Source organism: Rhizorhapis sp. SPR117, assembly GCF_021742065.1.
Window position 1 is genome coordinate 1 of sequence record NZ_JAKKIE010000013.1, and the last position, 17,460, is coordinate 17,460.

17 protein-coding genes are annotated in these 17,460 nt (G+C 61.1%); 10 read left to right on the forward strand and 7 right to left on the reverse strand.

Annotation, left to right across the window (positions count from 1 at the left end; translation table 11 throughout):
- Positions 1–395 precede the first annotated feature (395 nt).
- Genes L3X40_RS07025 through L3X40_RS07040 form a run of 4 tightly spaced genes read right to left on the reverse strand, consistent with a single transcriptional unit; the run spans position 396 to position 6,589 of the window.
- Complete coding sequence (locus L3X40_RS07025) at positions 396–2,765, reverse strand: copper-transporting P-type ATPase (RefSeq protein ID WP_237364992.1); 2,370 nt, start codon at positions 2,763–2,765, stop codon at positions 396–398.
- Positions 2,766–2,778: 13 nt separating this feature from the next.
- Positions 2,779–3,702 carry a ribose-phosphate diphosphokinase gene (locus tag L3X40_RS07030; protein ID WP_237364993.1) on the reverse strand — a complete coding sequence of 308 codons (924 nt, stop codon included), beginning with the start codon at positions 3,700–3,702 and terminating at the stop codon, positions 2,779–2,781.
- Positions 3,699–5,204 (reverse strand): thymidine phosphorylase family protein, encoded by a 1,506-nt coding sequence (locus L3X40_RS07035; protein ID WP_445177163.1) that lies wholly within the window; start codon positions 5,202–5,204, stop codon positions 3,699–3,701. The genes L3X40_RS07030 and L3X40_RS07035 overlap by 4 nt, the downstream gene beginning before the upstream one ends.
- Positions 5,205–5,206: 2 nt before the next feature.
- Entirely contained in the window at positions 5,207–6,589 is a 1,383-nt protein-coding gene (locus L3X40_RS07040; RefSeq protein ID WP_237364995.1) for an MBL fold metallo-hydrolase RNA specificity domain-containing protein, read from the reverse strand.
- A gap of 426 nt (positions 6,590–7,015) precedes the next feature.
- Between L3X40_RS07040 and L3X40_RS07045 the strand changes: the two genes are divergently transcribed.
- The gene (locus tag L3X40_RS07045) at positions 7,016–7,288 is read left to right on the forward strand and encodes a metal-sensitive transcriptional regulator (protein ID WP_237364996.1); all 273 of its coding nucleotides are present in this window, start codon (positions 7,016–7,018) and stop codon (positions 7,286–7,288) included.
- A gap of 41 nt (positions 7,289–7,329) precedes the next feature.
- Here L3X40_RS07045 and L3X40_RS07050 read toward each other — a convergent pair whose 3' ends face one another.
- The 3 genes from L3X40_RS07050 to L3X40_RS07060 are packed head-to-tail and all read right to left on the reverse strand — an operon-like array spanning position 7,330 to position 8,834.
- Positions 7,330–7,584, reverse strand: a complete 255-nt coding sequence (locus L3X40_RS07050) for a hypothetical protein (protein WP_237364997.1) — start codon at positions 7,582–7,584, stop codon at positions 7,330–7,332.
- Positions 7,585–7,632: 48 nt separating this feature from the next.
- Complete coding sequence (locus tag L3X40_RS07055) at positions 7,633–8,097, reverse strand: DUF411 domain-containing protein (RefSeq protein ID WP_237364998.1); 465 nt, start codon at positions 8,095–8,097, stop codon at positions 7,633–7,635.
- Between the two features lie 23 nt (positions 8,098–8,120).
- Positions 8,121–8,834, reverse strand: coding sequence for a DUF2231 domain-containing protein (locus L3X40_RS07060; protein ID WP_237364999.1), 714 nt, complete (start codon positions 8,832–8,834; stop codon positions 8,121–8,123).
- Positions 8,835–8,951: 117 nt separating this feature from the next.
- Between L3X40_RS07060 and L3X40_RS07065 the strand changes: the two genes are divergently transcribed.
- From L3X40_RS07065 to L3X40_RS07105, 9 genes are all read left to right on the forward strand, one after another.
- Positions 8,952–9,236, forward strand: coding sequence for a hypothetical protein (locus L3X40_RS07065; RefSeq protein WP_237365000.1), 285 nt, complete (start codon positions 8,952–8,954; stop codon positions 9,234–9,236).
- Positions 9,233–9,676, forward strand: a complete 444-nt coding sequence (locus tag L3X40_RS07070; protein ID WP_237365001.1) for a periplasmic heavy metal sensor — start codon at positions 9,233–9,235, stop codon at positions 9,674–9,676. The genes L3X40_RS07065 and L3X40_RS07070 overlap by 4 nt, the downstream gene beginning before the upstream one ends.
- A 6-nt stretch (positions 9,677–9,682) precedes the next feature.
- Positions 9,683–10,243 (forward strand): RNA polymerase sigma factor, encoded by a 561-nt coding sequence (locus L3X40_RS07075; RefSeq protein ID WP_237365002.1) that lies wholly within the window; start codon positions 9,683–9,685, stop codon positions 10,241–10,243.
- Between the two features lie 55 nt (positions 10,244–10,298).
- Positions 10,299–12,089 (forward strand): copper resistance system multicopper oxidase, encoded by a 1,791-nt coding sequence (locus L3X40_RS07080; RefSeq protein WP_237365003.1) that lies wholly within the window; start codon positions 10,299–10,301, stop codon positions 12,087–12,089.
- Positions 12,089–13,120, forward strand: a complete 1,032-nt coding sequence (locus L3X40_RS07085; protein WP_237365004.1) for a copper resistance protein B — start codon at positions 12,089–12,091, stop codon at positions 13,118–13,120. Before L3X40_RS07080 ends, L3X40_RS07085 begins: the two co-directional genes overlap by 1 nt.
- A gap of 467 nt (positions 13,121–13,587) precedes the next feature.
- Positions 13,588–15,837 carry a TonB-dependent receptor family protein gene (locus tag L3X40_RS07090; RefSeq protein WP_237365005.1) on the forward strand — a complete coding sequence of 750 codons (2,250 nt, stop codon included), beginning with the start codon at positions 13,588–13,590 and terminating at the stop codon, positions 15,835–15,837.
- Between the two features lie 159 nt (positions 15,838–15,996).
- Positions 15,997–16,167 (forward strand): hypothetical protein, encoded by a 171-nt coding sequence (locus L3X40_RS07095; RefSeq protein ID WP_237365006.1) that lies wholly within the window; start codon positions 15,997–15,999, stop codon positions 16,165–16,167.
- Between the two features lie 79 nt (positions 16,168–16,246).
- Positions 16,247–16,735, forward strand: a complete 489-nt coding sequence (locus L3X40_RS07100; RefSeq protein WP_237365007.1) for a hypothetical protein — start codon at positions 16,247–16,249, stop codon at positions 16,733–16,735.
- Positions 16,736–16,928: 193 nt separating this feature from the next.
- On the forward strand, positions 16,929–17,459 hold the full coding sequence (locus L3X40_RS07105; protein WP_237365008.1) for a hypothetical protein: 531 nt from the start codon (positions 16,929–16,931) through the stop codon (positions 17,457–17,459).
- Position 17,460 lies beyond the last annotated feature (1 nt).

Consider the following 17,460-nt stretch of genomic DNA (forward strand, 5'->3'; position numbering starts at 1 on the left):
CAAATTCACCGCTAGCCGAAAGGTCGGCGGCAGGATAAACTCGTTCTGCAGCGCAGATGGCAGTCATGAGAGCGTTGTTTATTGTACTCCTAACGCTACGTCCTCTTAATGGCCTACGGAAGCGCGATCGAGCAAGCAATCACCGGTATCCGCCAAGTTCACCCATGATCGCGACATGGCATTCGCGGGGGAGATTGGCCTAGCCAAGAAACGCCCCCCGGATGCGAATTGCATAGCCAGCGGCGGCTATTATCTAATCGCGCAACCTGCACGACACCCAGATGAGAACCAGAAACAATGCGCCGACTGGCGAGGTCGGTCATTGGATCTTGAAATTGCGGCGGGTGCTGTGCCGCAGGACATTCACCTTTCCAGCGGACGGGCCTGTCTCACCGTCAGATTTTCGCGCTCCTGAGCCGCAGCGCATTCGTGACGACGGAAATCGAGGAGGCGCTCATGGCGAAGGCGGCGAATATCGGACTGATGAGGATGCCGAAGAACGGGAAGAGCACGCCTGCCGCCACGGGCACGCCAGCAGCATTGTAGATCAGCGCGAAGAAGAGGTTCTGGCGAATGTTCCGCATGGTCGCGCGGGCGAGACGCCGTGCCCGCACGATGCCGTCGAGATTGCCTTTGACCAGCGTGATCCCCGCACTTTCGATGGCGACGTCTGCGCCCGTGCCCATGGCGATACCGACATCGGCCTGGGCCAGGGCGGGGGCGTCATTCACTCCGTCGCCGGCCATGGCGACCTTGCGACCTTCGCGCTGAAGTTCCTGAATGATGCGGGCTTTGTCTTCGGGCAGCACATCGGCGCGAATCTCGTCGATACCAAGACGCGCGGCGACCGCCTTCGCGGTACGCTCATTGTCGCCAGTTGCCATGATGATACGGAAGCCCAGCCGGTGCAGCGCCTTGAGAGCGGCAGGCGTGGTCTCCTTCACGGGGTCGGCCACGCTGACGAGCCCGGCAACAGCGCCGTCGAGCACAACGAACATCACCGTTTCGCCCTCGTCGCGATGGCTATTGGCCTTTTCCGTCAGGTTGGCGGCTTCAAGTCCGAGATCGGAGACCAGTTTCAAATTGCCAAGAGCGACGGGCCTTCCATCCACGACACCTTTCACGCCTTTGCCAGTTACGGCCTCGAAGTCACTGGCTTCGCCAAGCGCCACGCCGCGTTCCTCCGCACCCGTAACGATCGCTTCGGCCAGGGGATGCTCGGAACCTTTTTCAAGCGTTGCCGCGAGCCGCAGCACTTCTGCTTCATCATGACCCGGCTCGGGCAGCACCGTCACCAGCCGGGGCTTGCCCTCGGTCAGGGTTCCGGTCTTGTCGACCATCAGCGTGTCGACCTTCTCGAAGCGCTCCAGCGCCTCTGCGTTCTTGATCAGCACGCCCGCCTGTGCGCCGCGTCCAGTGGCCGTCATGATCGACATGGGTGTCGCGAGCCCCAGGGCGCAGGGGCAGGCGATAATCAGGACGGCGACCGCGGCGATCAGCGCATAGGACAGCGCCGGGGGTGGTCCCCATACCGCCCAACCGATAAATGCCAGGATCGCAATCGCGATGACGACCGGCACGAACCAGCCTGAAACCCGGTCGGCATATTTCTGGATCGGTGCGCGCGAGCGCTGGGCGTTGGCGACCATCTCGACGATCTGGGACAGCATAGTGTCAGCGCCGACACGAGTCGCTTCGATCACGAGGCTGCCGGTCCCGTTGATGGTGGCGCCGGTTACCGGGTCGCCCGCGACCTTTTCGACCGGCACGGGTTCGCCGCTGATCATGCTTTCATCGACCGACGAACGACCGTCCGTGACCACCCCGTCGACCGGAACCTTGTCGCCAGGTCGTACGCGCAAGCGATCGCCGACCTTGACGTGCTCGAGGGGGATTTCCTCCTCGCTGCCGTCCTCACGGATGACCCTGGCAGTTTTGGCGGCGAGATCGAGCAGCGCGCGGATGGCCTTGCCCGTGCCTTCGCGCGCGCGCAATTCCATCACCTGGCCGAGCAGAACCAGCGTGACGATGACCGCCGCCGCCTCGAAATAAGCCCCGACATGGCCTTCCGCATCGCGGAAACCGTCGGGAAATATGTCAGGCGCCAGGACCGCCACGACGCTGAACGCCCAGGCGGCCATCACGCCCATGCCGATCAGCGAGAACATGTTGAGATTCATGGTGCGGAACGAGTTCCATCCGCGCACCAGAAAGGGCCAGCCGCACCACAGGACGACGGGTGTGCCGAGCACCAGCTCGATCCACAGCGTCGTGCGTTCGCCGAATATGTCCCTGACGCCGCCCAGACCGAGATAAGGACCCATGGTGAAGATCAGGAGCGGGAGCGTCAGCACCGTGCCGATCCAGAATCGCCGCGTGAAATCGACGAGTTCGGGGTTCGGTCCTTCCCCGGCCATCGCTGCGGATTCGAGTTCCAGTCCCATTCCGCAGATCGGGCAGGAGCCCGGCTTGGTCTGGCGGACCCGCGGATGCATCGGACAGGTGTAGACGGCGCCGGAATAGCCCGCAGGAACAGAGTCGTAACGACCATCTGCGTCTTCGCTTTCATCCAGGGCAGAGTGCCCGTGATGGTGATGGCACGCGTGTGCACCTTCGGCCCCGTCCGAGCCCTCAGGGACCAGATGCATCCCGCATTTCGGACAGTCGCCGGGCTCACTTTGCCGGACTTCGGGATGCATCGGGCAGGTGTAAATAATGCCGTCTTCGCTTGCCTTGTGTTCCTGATGATGGGTGTGGTCTTTCATGGCTTTCACCTTGTCATTCGGGGGCGATGGCAACTACGCTGTCTGAGAGATCGTTAAATCTCAATTGCTCGAGAGCCTTTGCCAGCCCTCCGGCAAGTGAAACAGCGTTCGTTGGATGAGGGATCGAATCGGTCGTGACGATGCGCGCGGCGCCCGCCGCAAGGATGTCGGCGTGGGCGTTGCCGGCAAACACCGCATGGATCACCAGACAGACCGGCGGCCGGGTTCCTGCGTCCAGCAGCCGTTCAATTGCCTGGATCAAGGTTCGTCCCGAAGAAGCGATATCATCGAGAATCACCGGTGTTCCGGTCAGGAGCGCATCGCTGCGCGGCACGCTGACGTCGACATCGCGATCGCCGCTGCGACTCTTCTCCAGAACCTCATAAGGCCGGTCCGCCAGACGGGCAACTTCCGCGACCCATTGGCGGCTCTCACCGTCTGGCCCCAACAGCACCGCATCGGGCACGTTGGCGGCGATCCATTCGGCCAGCAAGGGTGCGGTGACGAGACGCCGCGCGGGTATCTTGAAAATATCCTCCAGAGACGGGATGCGGTGCAGATGCGGGTCCACCGTCACCAGCCAGTCGAAGCTTTCTTCAACAAAGCGGGCGAACAGCGGCGCACTGACAGCCTGTCCCTGCGCGAAGCGACGGTCCTGCCGCATATAGGCGAGATAAGGTGCAATCAGCCCCACACGGCGAGCGCCGAGTTCCCTGGCCGTTTCCGCAGCAAATCGCAGCGGCAGGGCGATCGGATCCGGGTCGCGCAAGGTGGCGATTATGGCGACATCCTGTCCGGCGAGGTTATCCGGCAGCGTGACAAGGCTCTCGCCATCGGGAAAGCGGTGAATATCCACCTCGCCAACTACGGCTCCTGCGAGCGAAGCCAGGCGCTCGCCCAGCGGGAGCATCCCCGGGAATGCCAGAATATGGGTCATGGAGTGTCCCCGATCAGGAAAGGCGATGAACCCGATCGGGCATAGTCTCGCGCCCATGCGAGCTCGCCGGGCGTTTCGGCGTGAATCTCATAGAGCGGCTGCCCCCGCTCAACCCTGTCACCCGGCCTCACAAGCAGGTCTACACCCGCGTTCTTGCGGCCGGGAGCACCGGCCAGTTTCGCGATCTTGGCGACGCGGCGATTGTCGATCGAGACTAACGCTCCGGACCGAGTGGCGATTTCGACGCTACGCTGCGGTGCTTTGTCCGGTTCACGGAATCCACCCTGCGCCTCGCAGATTGCCAAAAATTTCGCTTCGGCGGCGCCGCTGAGCAAGAGCTCTTCCGCCCTTTTCCGCCCATGTCCATCATTTGCCGCCGCAAGGTCAAGTAAGGCGCCGGCCAGATCCAGCGCCCGGTCCCGCAGGTCAAGCGGAGCATCCGGTTCACGGCGAAGGACCGCCAACAGGTCTCGGGCCTCAAGGGCTGGGCCGATGCCGCGGCCCACAGGAGCCGATCCGTCGCTAAGATGGATGAGCACTGTCATGCCGATGGCGTGGCTTACGGTCAGGAGTCGGTCGGAAAGTGCTCTTGCAGCCTCTTGTGATCGCACCTTGGCCGTGGGGCCGACCGGCATGTCGATCAGCACATGGGTCGAACCGGCGGAGGCCTTCTTCGAAAGCACGCTAGCGACGAGCTGACCATCGCTGTCGAAATCGAGCGGCCGCTCGATGCGGATCAGCAGATCGTCAGCTGGACTGAGATCAAGTCCGCCACCCCACACGACGCAGCCCCCCTCGGCTTCCACAACCCGGCGCATGGCGGCGATATCGAGCGCGACCGGCGCCAGCACTTCCATCGTGTCGGCCGTGCCGGCGGGAGATGTGATGGCCCGGCTTGACGTCTTGGGAATCCGGTAACCCGCTGCAGCGACAATCGCCACGACAATCGGCGTCGTACGGTTGCCCGGCAGGCCGCCGACGCAATGCTTGTCGAGAACCAGACCCGGGCCCCAGTCGAGCGTCTTTCCGGCACCCTGCATTGCCCGGGTCAGCGCGATGGTTTCGTCGACGTCGAGGCGGTCGCCGGCACAAGCTGTGATAAAAGCGGCGAGGTCGAGATCGGAGAGGCGATGAGCCACGGTGTCGCCAATGATGGCCCGGTAGGCCGCGATATCAAGGCGCTCCCCATAGACCTTGGCACGGATCGCCGAAGCGGAAGCGGGTGGCTCCGGATGCGAGAAAATCGCATGCTCACCGGCCTTCGCACCAAGCGCTGACCACGCGGCCTCGCTTAGCGCCGCCGTATCGGATGGTAGCCAATCCGCCTCAGTGACCACGTTGAGCGCTGCGACAATCGACCGCTTGCCAAGGGCGATCTCTACCTGGGTGAGCGCCGAGAACCCTTCGGCTCGGCATAGATGGCAATCCTCGCGCATATAGACGACCGGTTGACGATAGGTGTCGATACCGGCCCGGATCAGAGGAATAGTGTGCACATCCATGGTCATCCCGGCTTCTGGATGCTGACCCGCTCGAGATGTTCTGGCACACGCACATTCCATCCGAGTTCATGGTCGACGCGGAAACGAAGGGCATCGGCACTTTCCGGCTCGCCATGCGTGACATAGGTCATCTCCGGCGCTTGCGCCTGGCCCATCCAGGACAGCAATTCGTTGGCGTCAGCATGACCTGATATGCCCTCGAGCTGGATGACCTCGGCCCGGATTTCGACGTCGCGGCCAAAGAGCCGCAAATTCTGCTCGCCTCTCGCGAGCACGGCTCCCCTCGTACCGCCTGCCTGGAAGCCGCTTAGGACGATTGCGTTTCTTGGGTCTGGCCCGAAACTGACGACGTGGTGCAGAACGCGGCCGCCGGCAAGCATGCCGCTGGCGGAAATGATGATCATCGGACCGTTGCGGCGATTAAGTTCTTTCGATTCCTCGACCGTGCGCACCCGCTCGGCCAGATCGAACATGGCTTTGCAGTCTTCCCGGCTAACGTGGTGCTCGTCGTGGTGGCGATGATATATATCGGTCGCATTCACGCCCATCGGGCTGTTCAAATAGACGGGTACGTAAGGGATCGCGCCACGCTCACGGAGCCGGGCGATCTGCAGCATGACCCCTTGGATACGCCCCACCGCGAAGGCGGGGATCACGATCACGCCGCCGCGCCGGGCGACCCGGTTGATGATCTCCGCCAGTTCGGCTTCGGGATCGTTCTGCGGGTGAGCACGGTTCCCGTAAGTGGATTCACAGACGAGAATGTCGGCGCCCGTGAATGGCCGCGGACCGTGCATCAATGGATCGGTATCGCGGCCGACATCGCCGCTGAAATGTATTGTTCGCCCATTGAGGGACAATTGTATCTGCGCTGCGCCCAGCAGGTGCCCCACAGGAATGAATCGGGCTGAAATTCCTTCTCCGAGGTCAATATCCTGGTCGAAAGAAATATCCTTGAAATGCCCCAGCGCCGCTTTGGCGTCCTCCAACGTGTAGAGCGGCTTGGGGTTTGCATGCCTGGAATAGCCCTTGCGCTGTGCGTAGCGCGCTTCCTCCTCCTGCAGATGCCCGCTGTCAGGAAGCAGCAGGCCGCACAGTTCAGCCGTAGCAGGCGTGCAATGGACATGGCCTTGAAAGCCATTTCTTACCAGTGCGGGAAGATAGCCGGAATGATCGAGATGGGCGTGCGTGAGAAGGACACTATCTATCGAATTCGGTGGAACCGGGAACGGATTCCAGTTGCGCAGCCGCAGCTGCTTGTATCCCTGAAACAGCCCGCAATCCACGAGGATACGTCGACCGTTGGCCTCGACCAGATAGCGTGAGCCGGTGACCGTTCCTGTCGCACCGAGGAAACTGAGCGAGGGTTCTTGAGCGGCATTCATATTCATCCCCTAGGTCAATAATCATTCAGAGCGCACGGCTTGGCCCGAACTCCGGGGCAAGGCTTGGTTGCGACCGAAGAAGTCATACAGCGGTCCAGCGGGCGGCTCCCGACGGCACCAGCAACGAAGCCTGGCGAGGTCGTCCGTTCAAAGCTTGCCAGCAAGGAACCTCGGGCCGCGCGGATGTGAAATCTCGCGGGCGCAAAACGACCAAAGCCCATACAGATCAATGAGGTGATGAGCAGGAGCATTCTGAGCGCCCAGCCTCAGGACCGAAGGCCACTGCCGGCAATTGCCTTGGTCATGCCACTCTCCTCTTGTCTATATACATACGGGGGGTATAGTATTTATTAGCACCGTTTTCAAGAAGCAACTGTTGCTGGAATTTTTTACCTTCTCGCTAAAAGAGCTGGCACGAGAGCACCGATGACCAACAAGTTCACTCGCGAAATTGCCCGGATGCGCCGGATCGAGGGCCAAGCACGCGGCATAATCCGGATGATGGAGGATGATCGGTACTGCATCGACATTCTCCAGCAGCTCGCCGCGATGGAGGCGGCGCTGCGTGCGGCCCGGATGAAGGTCCTCAACATCCATGCAAGAAATTGCGTCGAAGCGGCCATCGCCACTGGAAACAGGGCGGAACAGGCCGAAAAGATGTCGGAGCTGATCGCCCTATTCGAGAAGATGGGCCGCTGACCACAATAGCCTGAAATTGAGGGGCTGCTGGCATGTCGCACTCAGTTCGGTTGGTCACCTTGATGCTGCTGCCGCTCGCCGTTCTGGTTCATCCTTGAATGATCCATTCGGGAGTGGTCCGTGTGTCCGGCACCCTGCTGCTGCTTATCCATCATTCGGCAAATCGTCTTGCCGTCCATGTCTTTTTCGCAGCACTTCATCTTGCCGTCTTTCATCGGTTCGCATTGGGCGCCGTCATGCCCTTCATGCGCCAGAGCCGCAGCCGGTGCGGCGGCCATGAACGCGGCGATTGCCATGCCGACAAGGATATTTCTCATGCCATCTCCTTTGCGGGTTGCCGTGTTTCAGGAATAGCTGGCGAAAATCCACTGTCCTGCGGAGCCAAAGGCTATCACCTGATAGGGCTGAGTTTGCCCGCCCATATCCATTCCGGGCGAACCGAGCGGCATGCCGGCCACGGCGAGACCCTTGACGCCCACGGGCCGCGCCTTCAGCAGGCGGGCGATATCGGCAGCTGGAACATGGCCTTCGATGACATAGCCATCGACGACCATCGTGTGGCAGGACCGCAGTTCGTTTGGTACACCTTTGCCGTCCTTGATCGTGGTCATGTCCTGCCGGTCCTCGATCGACACTTGGGCCTTCATGCCGGAACGGACATGCTCGGCCCATGCTTCGCAACAGCCGCACTGGGGGTCGCGGAACATCGTAAAGCTCGTGGCCTGTGCCGCGTTCGAGCAGGCGGCCAGCGCCAGCAATATCCCGCGCGTAAGAGCCGGTCTGAACTGATTCCTGAATATCGCTTGCATGATGGTCTCCAGTCTTTTTGAAATCAGAAAATTCCCAGATGATTGGGCCCGAAAGCCATCTCGCCGCCCCAATACCCCTGCACAATGAGGGCAATTACTAAGGCTGCAAGGGCAAGTCTCGGCCCGGTGCGGGTTTCCTGGACACGAGTGGCGAGCCACCAGGCCAATAAACTGACCACGGCGATCACGGTGCCATTCCAGCGATGCAGGACCAACGTTTCCGAGCGGTCGTCAAATCTCCATCCGCCGGCGAACCAGCCCAGAAACGCGGCGATCACGGCGCCGATGGCTCCGGTGCCGACAAGAAAGCGAATGGTCGTCCCAAGCCCAAGTGCCGGCCTGAAAAGCAGCAAGAACTCGGCCAAGGCCGCCATAAGTAGCAGCGCCACCGGAAAATGGACGGCCACCGGATGGATGCGCCCGAGAAAATCTCCGAAGGAGGTCACCCGGTTCCGCTCTCGAGCTACTGCAAGAGCTTCTTCCTCGGACAAGGCTGGACTTGCAGCTAATGTCTCAGCACCAGGCACTGGCATCCAATGGCCCTCATGGCCCCATTCCGACCTCGATGCCTCTTCCATGCAGGCCTCCATGCAGGCTTGTCCGCCACCTTCCAGCGAAGATGGCATGCCGGCCATTTCGGCATCGGACACATTATCCCGATGTCCCTCATGCGCCGAAGCGGTTGGAAGCGGCGCCAGCGCAAGGAGGGCGGCAACCATTGTAAATATCGCCTTCATCGGCAGTCTCCTTGCTGGTTATTACGTCCGCCAAGGGCCAAGCCCTCAAAAAATTTCGAGGGCTTGAAGACTGTGCTGCGTATTGGAAGCGAACACTTTGATTGGGGAGACCGAGCAATGGATGACGAAAAACTGGATAGTTTGCTGGGAAGACTTTCGGCCGATGCGCCGGCCATGAGTGCGGGGCCAGAGTTTCACGACGAACTCTGGCAACGTATCGGGCAAATGATCGAAGCCCGTGAGCACCGCCGCAGGACCATATTGGGCCTTGCAATTTTCGTCGTCAGCCTTGGTGCGGGCATGGGAACGACGCAATATCCGGCCCACCTGGAAAACGCCGGCTACACGCTGGCGGACGGGACGGATCTTTCGCCCTCCGCACTCCTTCATGTCGCGCCATGAAGGTTACGCCCTTTTATGCGGCCCTGCTGCTGGTCCTGGCAATCGCCGCCGGCAGCCTTGGCGCCTTCGCCACTGGCCGCTGGCTCGCAAATGAAGATGCGCCCCATGGCATGCATGACTTCGTGCACAAGGAGCTACATCTGACATCTGACCAGGAAGTCCGGCTGGATGTGCTTGAGCGGGATTTTGCCGTCGAGCGACGCAAGCTCGAACTGGCACTGCGCTCCGCCAATGCGGGACTTGCCCAGGCAATGAGCGAAGAGCATCGTTACGGTCCCAAAGTGGGTGCCGCTATCGACGACGTCCACGCGCGGATGGGAGATCTCCAGAAAGCAACCGTTCGCCATGTCTTCAACATGCGCGCATTGCTCGATCCCGGACAGCAGAAGGCATTCGACCGCGAGGTCAGCCAGGCGTTGACCAGCGAACCCAAGAACTAGCCGTTTGTGCTGGAGGCCCGGGACAGTGATGAAGCGCAACAGCTTGCCGACGCTCGGGCCGGTGATCGCGGCGCGTTTGACCGGCTTGTCGCACGCCACGCTCCGAGACTGATCGGCCTCGCCGCGCGAATGCTTGGCGAGAAATCGGACGCCGAGGATGCCGTGCAAGACGCACTGGCCTCCGCCTGGTTGGCATTGCACCGTTTCGACCTCGATAAGCCTGCTGGCCCATGGCTTGCGACGATCACGATCAACAAATGCCGCGATGCCATGCGCCGCCGGCGTCTCGCGCGCCTGCTGAGCTTTGCGGCGGATCAAAGAGCCGATGACATCATCGATTTAAGTCCTGATCAGGAACAGCAGCTCGCCGAACGGCAGCTTCTGGCGCGGGTGCGGCGGGAAATCGCACGCCTGCCTCCCAAGCTCAAGGAGCCATTCGTCCTGGTCGTGTTCGATGACCGCAGCCAGGAGGAAGCGGCACGGATACTCGGTATCAGCAGGAAGTCGGTGGAAACGCGCATATATCGCGCCCGAAATTTTCTTCGCGAAAAGTTTGAAATATTCTGAGGGATTGCGCGTCCTGATCCGTAACCATCAGGGACATCCACATAAGGTTTCGATCATGCCGATACTCAATCGACGAAAATTTCTTGTCCATGGTACCGCCGCGATGGGCGCTCTGGGCCTTGCCCAAACGATGCCTGCCTGGGCGCGTGGCGGCGCGCTGGCGCGCAAGGGCAGCGACGTGCTGTCGGGCGAGCATCTCACGATGACTGTTGCCGACGCCTCGTTCCTCACCGGTACGCGCCATGGCCCGGCGGTTACCGTAAACGGCACCATTCCCGGCCCACTCGTCCGCCTGAAGGAAGGCCAGAATCTTGTCGTCGATCTCGTAAACGCCAGCTCGGAAGGAACTTCGATCCACTGGCACGGCATGCTCGTCCCGTTTCTGATGGACGGTGTGCCAGGCGTGACCATGGCTGCGGTGAAGCCCGGCGAGACTTTTCGCTATGAATTCCCAATCCGCCAAGCTGGCACCTATTGGTGGCACGCGCACACGCTGCAGGAACCGATGGGGCACTACGGCCCGATCATCATCGATCCGATCGAACCCGATCCCTTCACCTATGAGCGTGAATATGTGCTGATGTTGTCCGACTGGTCGCCGATGCGTCCCATGACGATCATGAAGAAGCTGAGAGTCGGCGAGGGATACTTCAACTACAACAAGACAACGGCGACCGACGACTATCCATTGAGCGGCGCGGACCGGCGGATGTGGGCCAAGATGCGCATGAGCCCGACCGACATCGCCGATGTTTCGGGCGCGACCTACACTTACCTCGTGAATGGGTACGGCCCCGATGACGGGCTGGAACTCGCCTTTAATCCGGGCGAACGCATCCGCCTCAGGATCATAAACGGCTCGGCGATGACCTTCTTCAATGTCCGAATCCCAGGCTTGCCGATGTCGGTCGTGTCTGCTGACGGACAGAATGTGCGTCCCGTCGAAACCGACGAATTCCAGATCGGCGTTGCCGAGACCTACGACGTGATCATCGAGCCCAAGGGTGTCGACGCCTTTGCTTTCGTGGCTGAAGCGGCGGACCGTTCGGGCATGGGCCTTGCGATGCTGACCACCCGGCCGGGCTCCAGGGCTGCCGTTCCCGCCCTGCGTGCTCCGCCACTGTTGACGATGGCCGACATGGGAATGACCCATGGGACAGGCACTGATCACGGTGGCTCGGGAACCCCGGCCATGGACCATTCCGCGATGGGAGGGATGGACCACGGCGCAATGGCGGGCATGGATCATGGCGCCGCCGGCTCGAGCATGTCGATGTCGGGCATGAACATGCGCGATACCTCGCTCCTCCCGCCCAACGTCAAGGTGGGTCCTGGTCTCGACATGGTGGCAATGAATCCTGTCGACCGGATGGGCGATCCCGGCATCGGGCTCGACGATGTGGGTCACCGGGTCCTGACCTACCGGCAGCTGGTTGCCGCCAAGCCCAATCCCGACCCCCGCAAACCTTCACGCCTAAAGGAGATCCACCTGACCGGGAACATGGAGCGCTACATGTGGTCGTTCGACGGCAAGAAATTTTCCGCCGTCACCGACGATCCCATCCGCTTCGCCTTCAACGAGCGCGTGCGCGTGCGGCTTATCAACGATACAATGATGGCGCATCCGATCCATCTGCACGGCCATTTCTTCGAACTGGTCAACGGCCATGATGGCTATCAGCCGCTCAAACACACAGTCAATGTCCAGCCGGGAGGCAGCGCGACGTTCGACCTGACGGCAAACGAGCCAGGCGACTGGGCGTTTCACTGCCACCTCTTCTATCACATGCACCAGGGAATGTTCCAAGTCGTCACCGTCCGCCCGCTGCAGGAAGGAGCCAAGTAATGAGGTATCTCCTCTCCCTGCCGCTGCTGCTGGCTGCCAGTCCAGCCATCGCCCAGGATCATTCCGGTCACGCCGACCATGATCCGGCAGCCCAGATGCCAATGCCGTCCGACAAATCCGATGGGGACAAGAGTTCGTCAGCTGATGGTCCGGCAGCCGACACTCCAGCAGGCATGGATGGCATGGGCCACCAGATGATGGACCACGGCTCCATGGATCATGGCGCGATGGATTCCATCGACATGCAGCATGCCGGTGACGCGGCAGCCTCGACCACGGAGGACCCTCCACAATCGTCCCCGCCGGCGGAAGCCTTTTCGGGGCCGGCCTTTGCCGCGGACCGGTATGTCGGGGCCGATGTGATGGCGGAATCGCGCGGCGAGGTCGTTCGCGAGGTCAGTGGAATGCCGGTCTTCTGGTTCCAGGCGGATCGCGCCGAATACCGCGCCCGCGAGAACAAGGACGGCTATCTCTGGGACGTCCAGGGCTATTACGGCGGGCACACAGACAAGCTCTGGTTCAAGAGCGAGGGCGAGGGCAGCTTCGGCGAAAAGCCGGAATCGGCCGAAGTCCAGGCGCTGTGGAGCCACGCCATCGGCCCGTGGTTCGACCTGCAGGCGGGCGTCCGCCAGGATCTTGTGGGTCCGTCCCGAACACATGCGGTGATCGGCGTACAGGGCCTCGTGCCTTATCAGTTCCAATTGGATGCAGCGGCGTTCGTTTCGAACAAGGGCGATGTGACAGCGCGGATCGAAGGAGAACTCGACCAACGCATCACTCAGCGACTGATCCTGCAACCCCGTGCGGAAATCAATCTTGCTGCTCAGGATGTTCCCGAACTTGGTATCGGCGCAGGGCTCGACCGGGCCGAGCTCGGCATTCGTCTGCGCTACGAATTCGCACGCGAGTTCGCACCTTATATCGGGATCGATCAGGAGTGGAAGCTTGGCCAGAGTGCGGACTATGCGCGCGCTGCGGGTGAAAAGCCACGCGTGACGAATTTCGTTGCAGGTGTTCGGTTCTGGTTCTGACTGGTGAGTTCCGGAGCCAATGTCGTGCCGTCCCCATGAACCATGGCATCCCACAATAGCCGGAAGGTAGAACTTGCCGACCGTGGAAGTGCGGCGATCGCCAGCCTGACCGTTGCGATCGCCGCCTCCAGGGCCGGTGAGGCCCGGATGCGAAACCGATCAGACGAGCCGTTTCCACCCTCTCCGGCGGGCCGGACTGGGAAGGTCCATCCGGACGTGAGCGGCGGCGAGCTAAAGTGCGAGGCCAGCCCTGGTACCGGCTGGGCGATTTTGCGCGAGCGTCATTCAATCAGCTCGAGAGTGGGCTCCTACAGCGAAACACTCGTGGCAGCCGCATGGGAATTGCCGACCGGACCTTGCTGAACGTTCACCCGCGCTTGACCCAGATCAAGGAATTCGATCGCGCTTGCATTAATGCAACTTATTCTTATTAGCGTTCGCAAAGTGACCCGGGGAAAGAAAATTTCATGAAGCTGCAATTCCACAGGCGCGCCGCGCTGCCGGCCCTCCTTGCGCCGATTATTGCGTGGAGTGCCTCCGCCTCTGCCGAAGAAGGGAGCCTTGAAGGCGGCGCCCCGGTGAATGAAGCGATTCTGGTAATCGCCTCCAAGCCAGAAGCATTCGAAATTGGCGGTTCGATCCAGTTCCTCGATGCAGAAGATCTCGCCGAATTCTCCTATTCAGACCCAAATCGGGTTCTGCGCCAGGTTCCGGGCGTGAACATTCAGGAAGAGGACGGCTTCGGTCTCAGGCCGAATATCGGCATTCGCGGATCGGGCAGCGATCGCTCGGCGCGCATCGCATTGATGGAAGACGGCGTGCTGATTGCGCCCGCGCCCTATGCCGCCCCTTCGGCCTACTACTTCCCGCAAATCGCTCGCATGTCGGCCGTCGAGGTCTCCAAGGGACCGGCCGCGATCAAATACGGGCCGATGACCGTCGGCGGCGCCCTGAACCTGATTTCCACGCCGATCCCCGACGAGGGCAGCGGCTTTGCCGAACTCCTTGCCGGCACCGATGAGGCCCGTCGGGCCCATGGCTGGGCCGGTGGGTGGACCACGCCTTCCGACGGTCTCGAAGCGGGCGCGCTGATCGAGGGGCTTTATGAGCATTCGGGGGGCTTCAAGCGCATCGATATCGGCGGCGACACGGGTTTCGAAATCACGGATATCGTCGCCAAGCTCGGACTGCGCAGCACCGATCAGCGCCACGCCGTGGAATTCAAGTTCCAGACCTATGACGAGACGAGTTCGGAAACTTATCTTGGTCTTACGCTCGATGATTTCCAAGCGTCGCCATACCGGCGCTACAATGCCAGTCAGCTCGACGAGATGAATGCCGAGCACCAGACCTATCAATTGAGCTACCGTTTCCGCCCGTCCGATGCTCTGGGCTTCACTGTCGTTGCCTATCGCAACGACACCAAGCGGGCGTGGTACAAGCTCAACGATGTGCGCGATTCCGCCAATACCGGCTGGAATTCGATCAGCGGCGTCGTATCCGATCCAGTAACATTCGCGGCCCAGATGGCGGACTTTGTCGGCGCGCCGGGATATACGGGGAGAGCCAACGGGCTAAGAGCGCGGAACAACAACCGCAAATATCAGTCGACCGGCATCCAGGGTGTACTCGAAGCCGGCTTCGCCACCGGCGCGGCAACGCATGAGCTGGAAATCTCCGCGCGCTATCACGAAGACGAGGAAGACCGGTTTCAGCAGGACGACGTCTATCAGATGGCCAACGGCCGGATGCTTCTCACCTCGGCGGGCGCACCCGGCAGCAATTCCAACCGGCTGGGCGAGGCACAGGCATGGGCATTCTTCATACGTGACACGATCACGCTTGGCGACGTCACCCTGACGCCGGGCTTGCGCTACGAAACGATCGATCTGAAGCGGACGGACTGGTCCGGAACCGATCCGGAACGGACGACGCCCACATCCGTCAGAAAGTCGAATGTCGATGTCTGGATACCCGGAATCGCGGCCTCTTGGGAGTTTGCGCCCGGAATGCGCCTGGTCGCCGGCGCGAATCGCGGTTTCGCGAGCCCCGGTCCCGGCTCCACCGTCAATGCCGAGACCTCTTGGAACTACGAAACGGGGCTGAAGCTCGCTCGGAATGGCTGGCATGGAGAGGTCATTGGCTTTTTCAATGATTATTCGAACCTGGTCGGCACCTGCACGAACTCCACCGGCGGCAATTGCACGATCGGCGACCAGTTCGACGGCGGCGCGGTCCATGTGAAGGGCGTCGAACTGACGGGCGGCTACACGATCGGCGGCATAGCCGAACAGGGCTTCGCCGTGCCGGTTTCCATCGTCTACACCCTTACCGACGCCGAGTTCCGCACGTCGTTCGAAAGCGGTTACGAGCCCTGGGGAACGGTCGAGAGAGGGGACCGGCTGCCTTATCTGCCGCGTCACCAGCTGACCCTGAACGCCGGGGTGGAACTGGACAAGGCCAGGCTCTCGGCAACGCTCAATCTGATCAGCAAGGCCCGCGCGACAGCGGGATCGGGGGCAATACCCGCCTCCGGGAAAGTCGACAGTCGCGCGCTCGTCGATCTCGCGGCCGAGTGGGACGTTTTCAAGCCGCTTTCGATATTCGCCAGCGTAACCAACCTGTTAGACAAGGCCTACAACGTCGCCTTCTCGCCTGCCGGCGCGCGTCCCGGTGCGCCCCGCATGGTGATGGGGGGCATCAGAACCCGGTTCTGATAACACCCAGTACAGGTTGCGCCACGGCAGTCGACAAACTCGCTCGAGCGGCTAACTCCAGGGCAGTTGGTGTAGAACTTCATGTAAGACTTGATGATCCCGCCGAGCGGGTAACTCCGCTGATTACCCTTGATGGCGCAAGCCGCGGCGAGACCGCATGTGCGTACGCACGCGATGCTCGTCGATGATGCCCTCACGCCCCTGACGGCTGCGGCACCAGTGCAGGTCACCACCGTCAACAGGGTTGCGCGCGCCAACAACGAAATCGAGCTCACCGATGAATTCGGCGCGACGATCACCAAGGTATTGAACGAAGATGCTGCCGGATGATCTGGAAATTCGCGGTTCGATGTAACTCTGCGCCTGGCTGCGCGTCCTATCGATAGGGCAAAGCAGAAAGGAGCGCGCCATGATCTCGAAACCGGGCCGGAACCACTGGCGATTGGCCGGGCTGGCCAGTATTCTCCCGGCGCTGTTTTTTGCCGTTCCAGGCCACGCTGGAGTGGTGAATGGCGTCCAGACTGCCGATGGCCTCACGATCAATCTCGGCGTCGTTCCGGCGGCCGTCGTACAGGCGCATCCGACAGATCATCCTGAGCCCGGCATGCATGGCGGTACTCCAGGAAGAAGCATCCACAACATGCATCTTGTCGTCGCAGTCTTCGACGCCACTGGCGCCCGCGTCACCAAGGCCTCTGTGGCGGCGCATATCTTTGAGCAGGGCGGACGGCAGTGGAAAGTTCCGCTTCGACCGATGATAATCAACGGCGCTCTGACCTTTGGCGGCTACACCGCCTTCCCCAAAGATACCGATTACCGGATCGGCATCAGCGTGCAGCGCCCTCAGCCAAAAAGGCGAAACCCTATAACGGTGCATTTCACATGGGCGCACGACTGAACTCGGTCGCTCACAAGCGAATGGATGCGTCGTACAGAACGACGTCCCGATCAGTGTCGTCGCATTGGGCTATGGTTTCAATCGCCAGGAAGTTGACACAGGTGGCGCATGATGAACCAAAAACTGCATCGTTTAATGTAACATTGAGCCAAGAAAGGCGTCCTTTTGATCGGGCCATGAACTGGAGGATGCCATGAACTCGAAAGCAGGCCGCTTCTCGCACAAAATCCTTGCAATGGCTGGCCTTGCCGGAATTCTATTTGCTCCGGGCGCGAGCAATGCCGGTGTGGTGGATGGCGTCCAGACCGCCGATGGCCTCACAATATATCTAGGCGTAGTTCCCGCCGCAGTCGTGCGGGGGCATCCCACGGGCCATCCCGAAGCGCAGATGCATGGCGGCGCAGCGGGCCGCAGCTCTCACAGCATGCATATTGTCGCTGCAGTGTTCGACAAGTCTTCCGGGGCACGGATTACAAATGCAAACGTCGTTGCGCATATACTCGAACCCGGCGGAATACAGAGATCGATACGGTTGCAGCCGATGACCGTCGAAGGCGCGCTTACCTATGGTGGTTATACAACCTTTGCCCGCGGCATTGACTATCGGATCGGCATCCGCGTCGAAAGACCGCCACATATGCCTCCCCAGCCGATGCAGCATCTCCCGCATCCGATGCATCGCGTTGCGTCAGTGACAGCGCATTTCACCTACACGCATGACTGAA

Bases quoted from the DNA above. Each gene is read 5' to 3' on its own strand.
- L3X40_RS07040 (WP_237364995.1), bottom strand. From the start codon at position 6,589: ATGAATGCCGCTCAAGAACCCTCGCTCAGTTTCCTCGGTGCGACAGGA.
- L3X40_RS07045 (WP_237364996.1), top strand. From the start codon at position 7,016: ATGACCAACAAGTTCACTCGCGAAATTGCCCGGATGCGCCGGATCGAG.
- L3X40_RS07085 (WP_237365004.1), top strand. From the start codon at position 12,089: ATGAGGTATCTCCTCTCCCTGCCGCTGCTGCTGGCTGCCAGTCCAGCC.
- L3X40_RS07055 (WP_237364998.1), bottom strand. From the start codon at position 8,097: ATGCAAGCGATATTCAGGAATCAGTTCAGACCGGCTCTTACGCGCGGG.
- L3X40_RS07060 (WP_237364999.1), bottom strand. From the start codon at position 8,834: ATGAAGGCGATATTTACAATGGTTGCCGCCCTCCTTGCGCTGGCGCCG.
- L3X40_RS07035 (WP_445177163.1), bottom strand. From the start codon at position 5,204: ATGGATGTGCACACTATTCCTCTGATCCGGGCCGGTATCGACACCTAT.
- L3X40_RS07050 (WP_237364997.1), bottom strand. From the start codon at position 7,584: ATGGCAATCGCCGCGTTCATGGCCGCCGCACCGGCTGCGGCTCTGGCG.
- L3X40_RS07065 (WP_237365000.1), top strand. From the start codon at position 8,952: ATGGATGACGAAAAACTGGATAGTTTGCTGGGAAGACTTTCGGCCGAT.
- L3X40_RS07090 (WP_237365005.1), top strand. From the start codon at position 13,588: ATGAAGCTGCAATTCCACAGGCGCGCCGCGCTGCCGGCCCTCCTTGCG.
- L3X40_RS07030 (WP_237364993.1), bottom strand. From the start codon at position 3,702: ATGACCCATATTCTGGCATTCCCGGGGATGCTCCCGCTGGGCGAGCGC.
- L3X40_RS07100 (WP_237365007.1), top strand. From the start codon at position 16,247: ATGATCTCGAAACCGGGCCGGAACCACTGGCGATTGGCCGGGCTGGCC.
- L3X40_RS07025 (WP_237364992.1), bottom strand. From the start codon at position 2,765: ATGAAAGACCACACCCATCATCAGGAACACAAGGCAAGCGAAGACGGC.
- L3X40_RS07070 (WP_237365001.1), top strand. From the start codon at position 9,233: ATGAAGGTTACGCCCTTTTATGCGGCCCTGCTGCTGGTCCTGGCAATC.
- L3X40_RS07080 (WP_237365003.1), top strand. From the start codon at position 10,299: ATGCCGATACTCAATCGACGAAAATTTCTTGTCCATGGTACCGCCGCG.
- L3X40_RS07105 (WP_237365008.1), top strand. From the start codon at position 16,929: ATGAACTCGAAAGCAGGCCGCTTCTCGCACAAAATCCTTGCAATGGCT.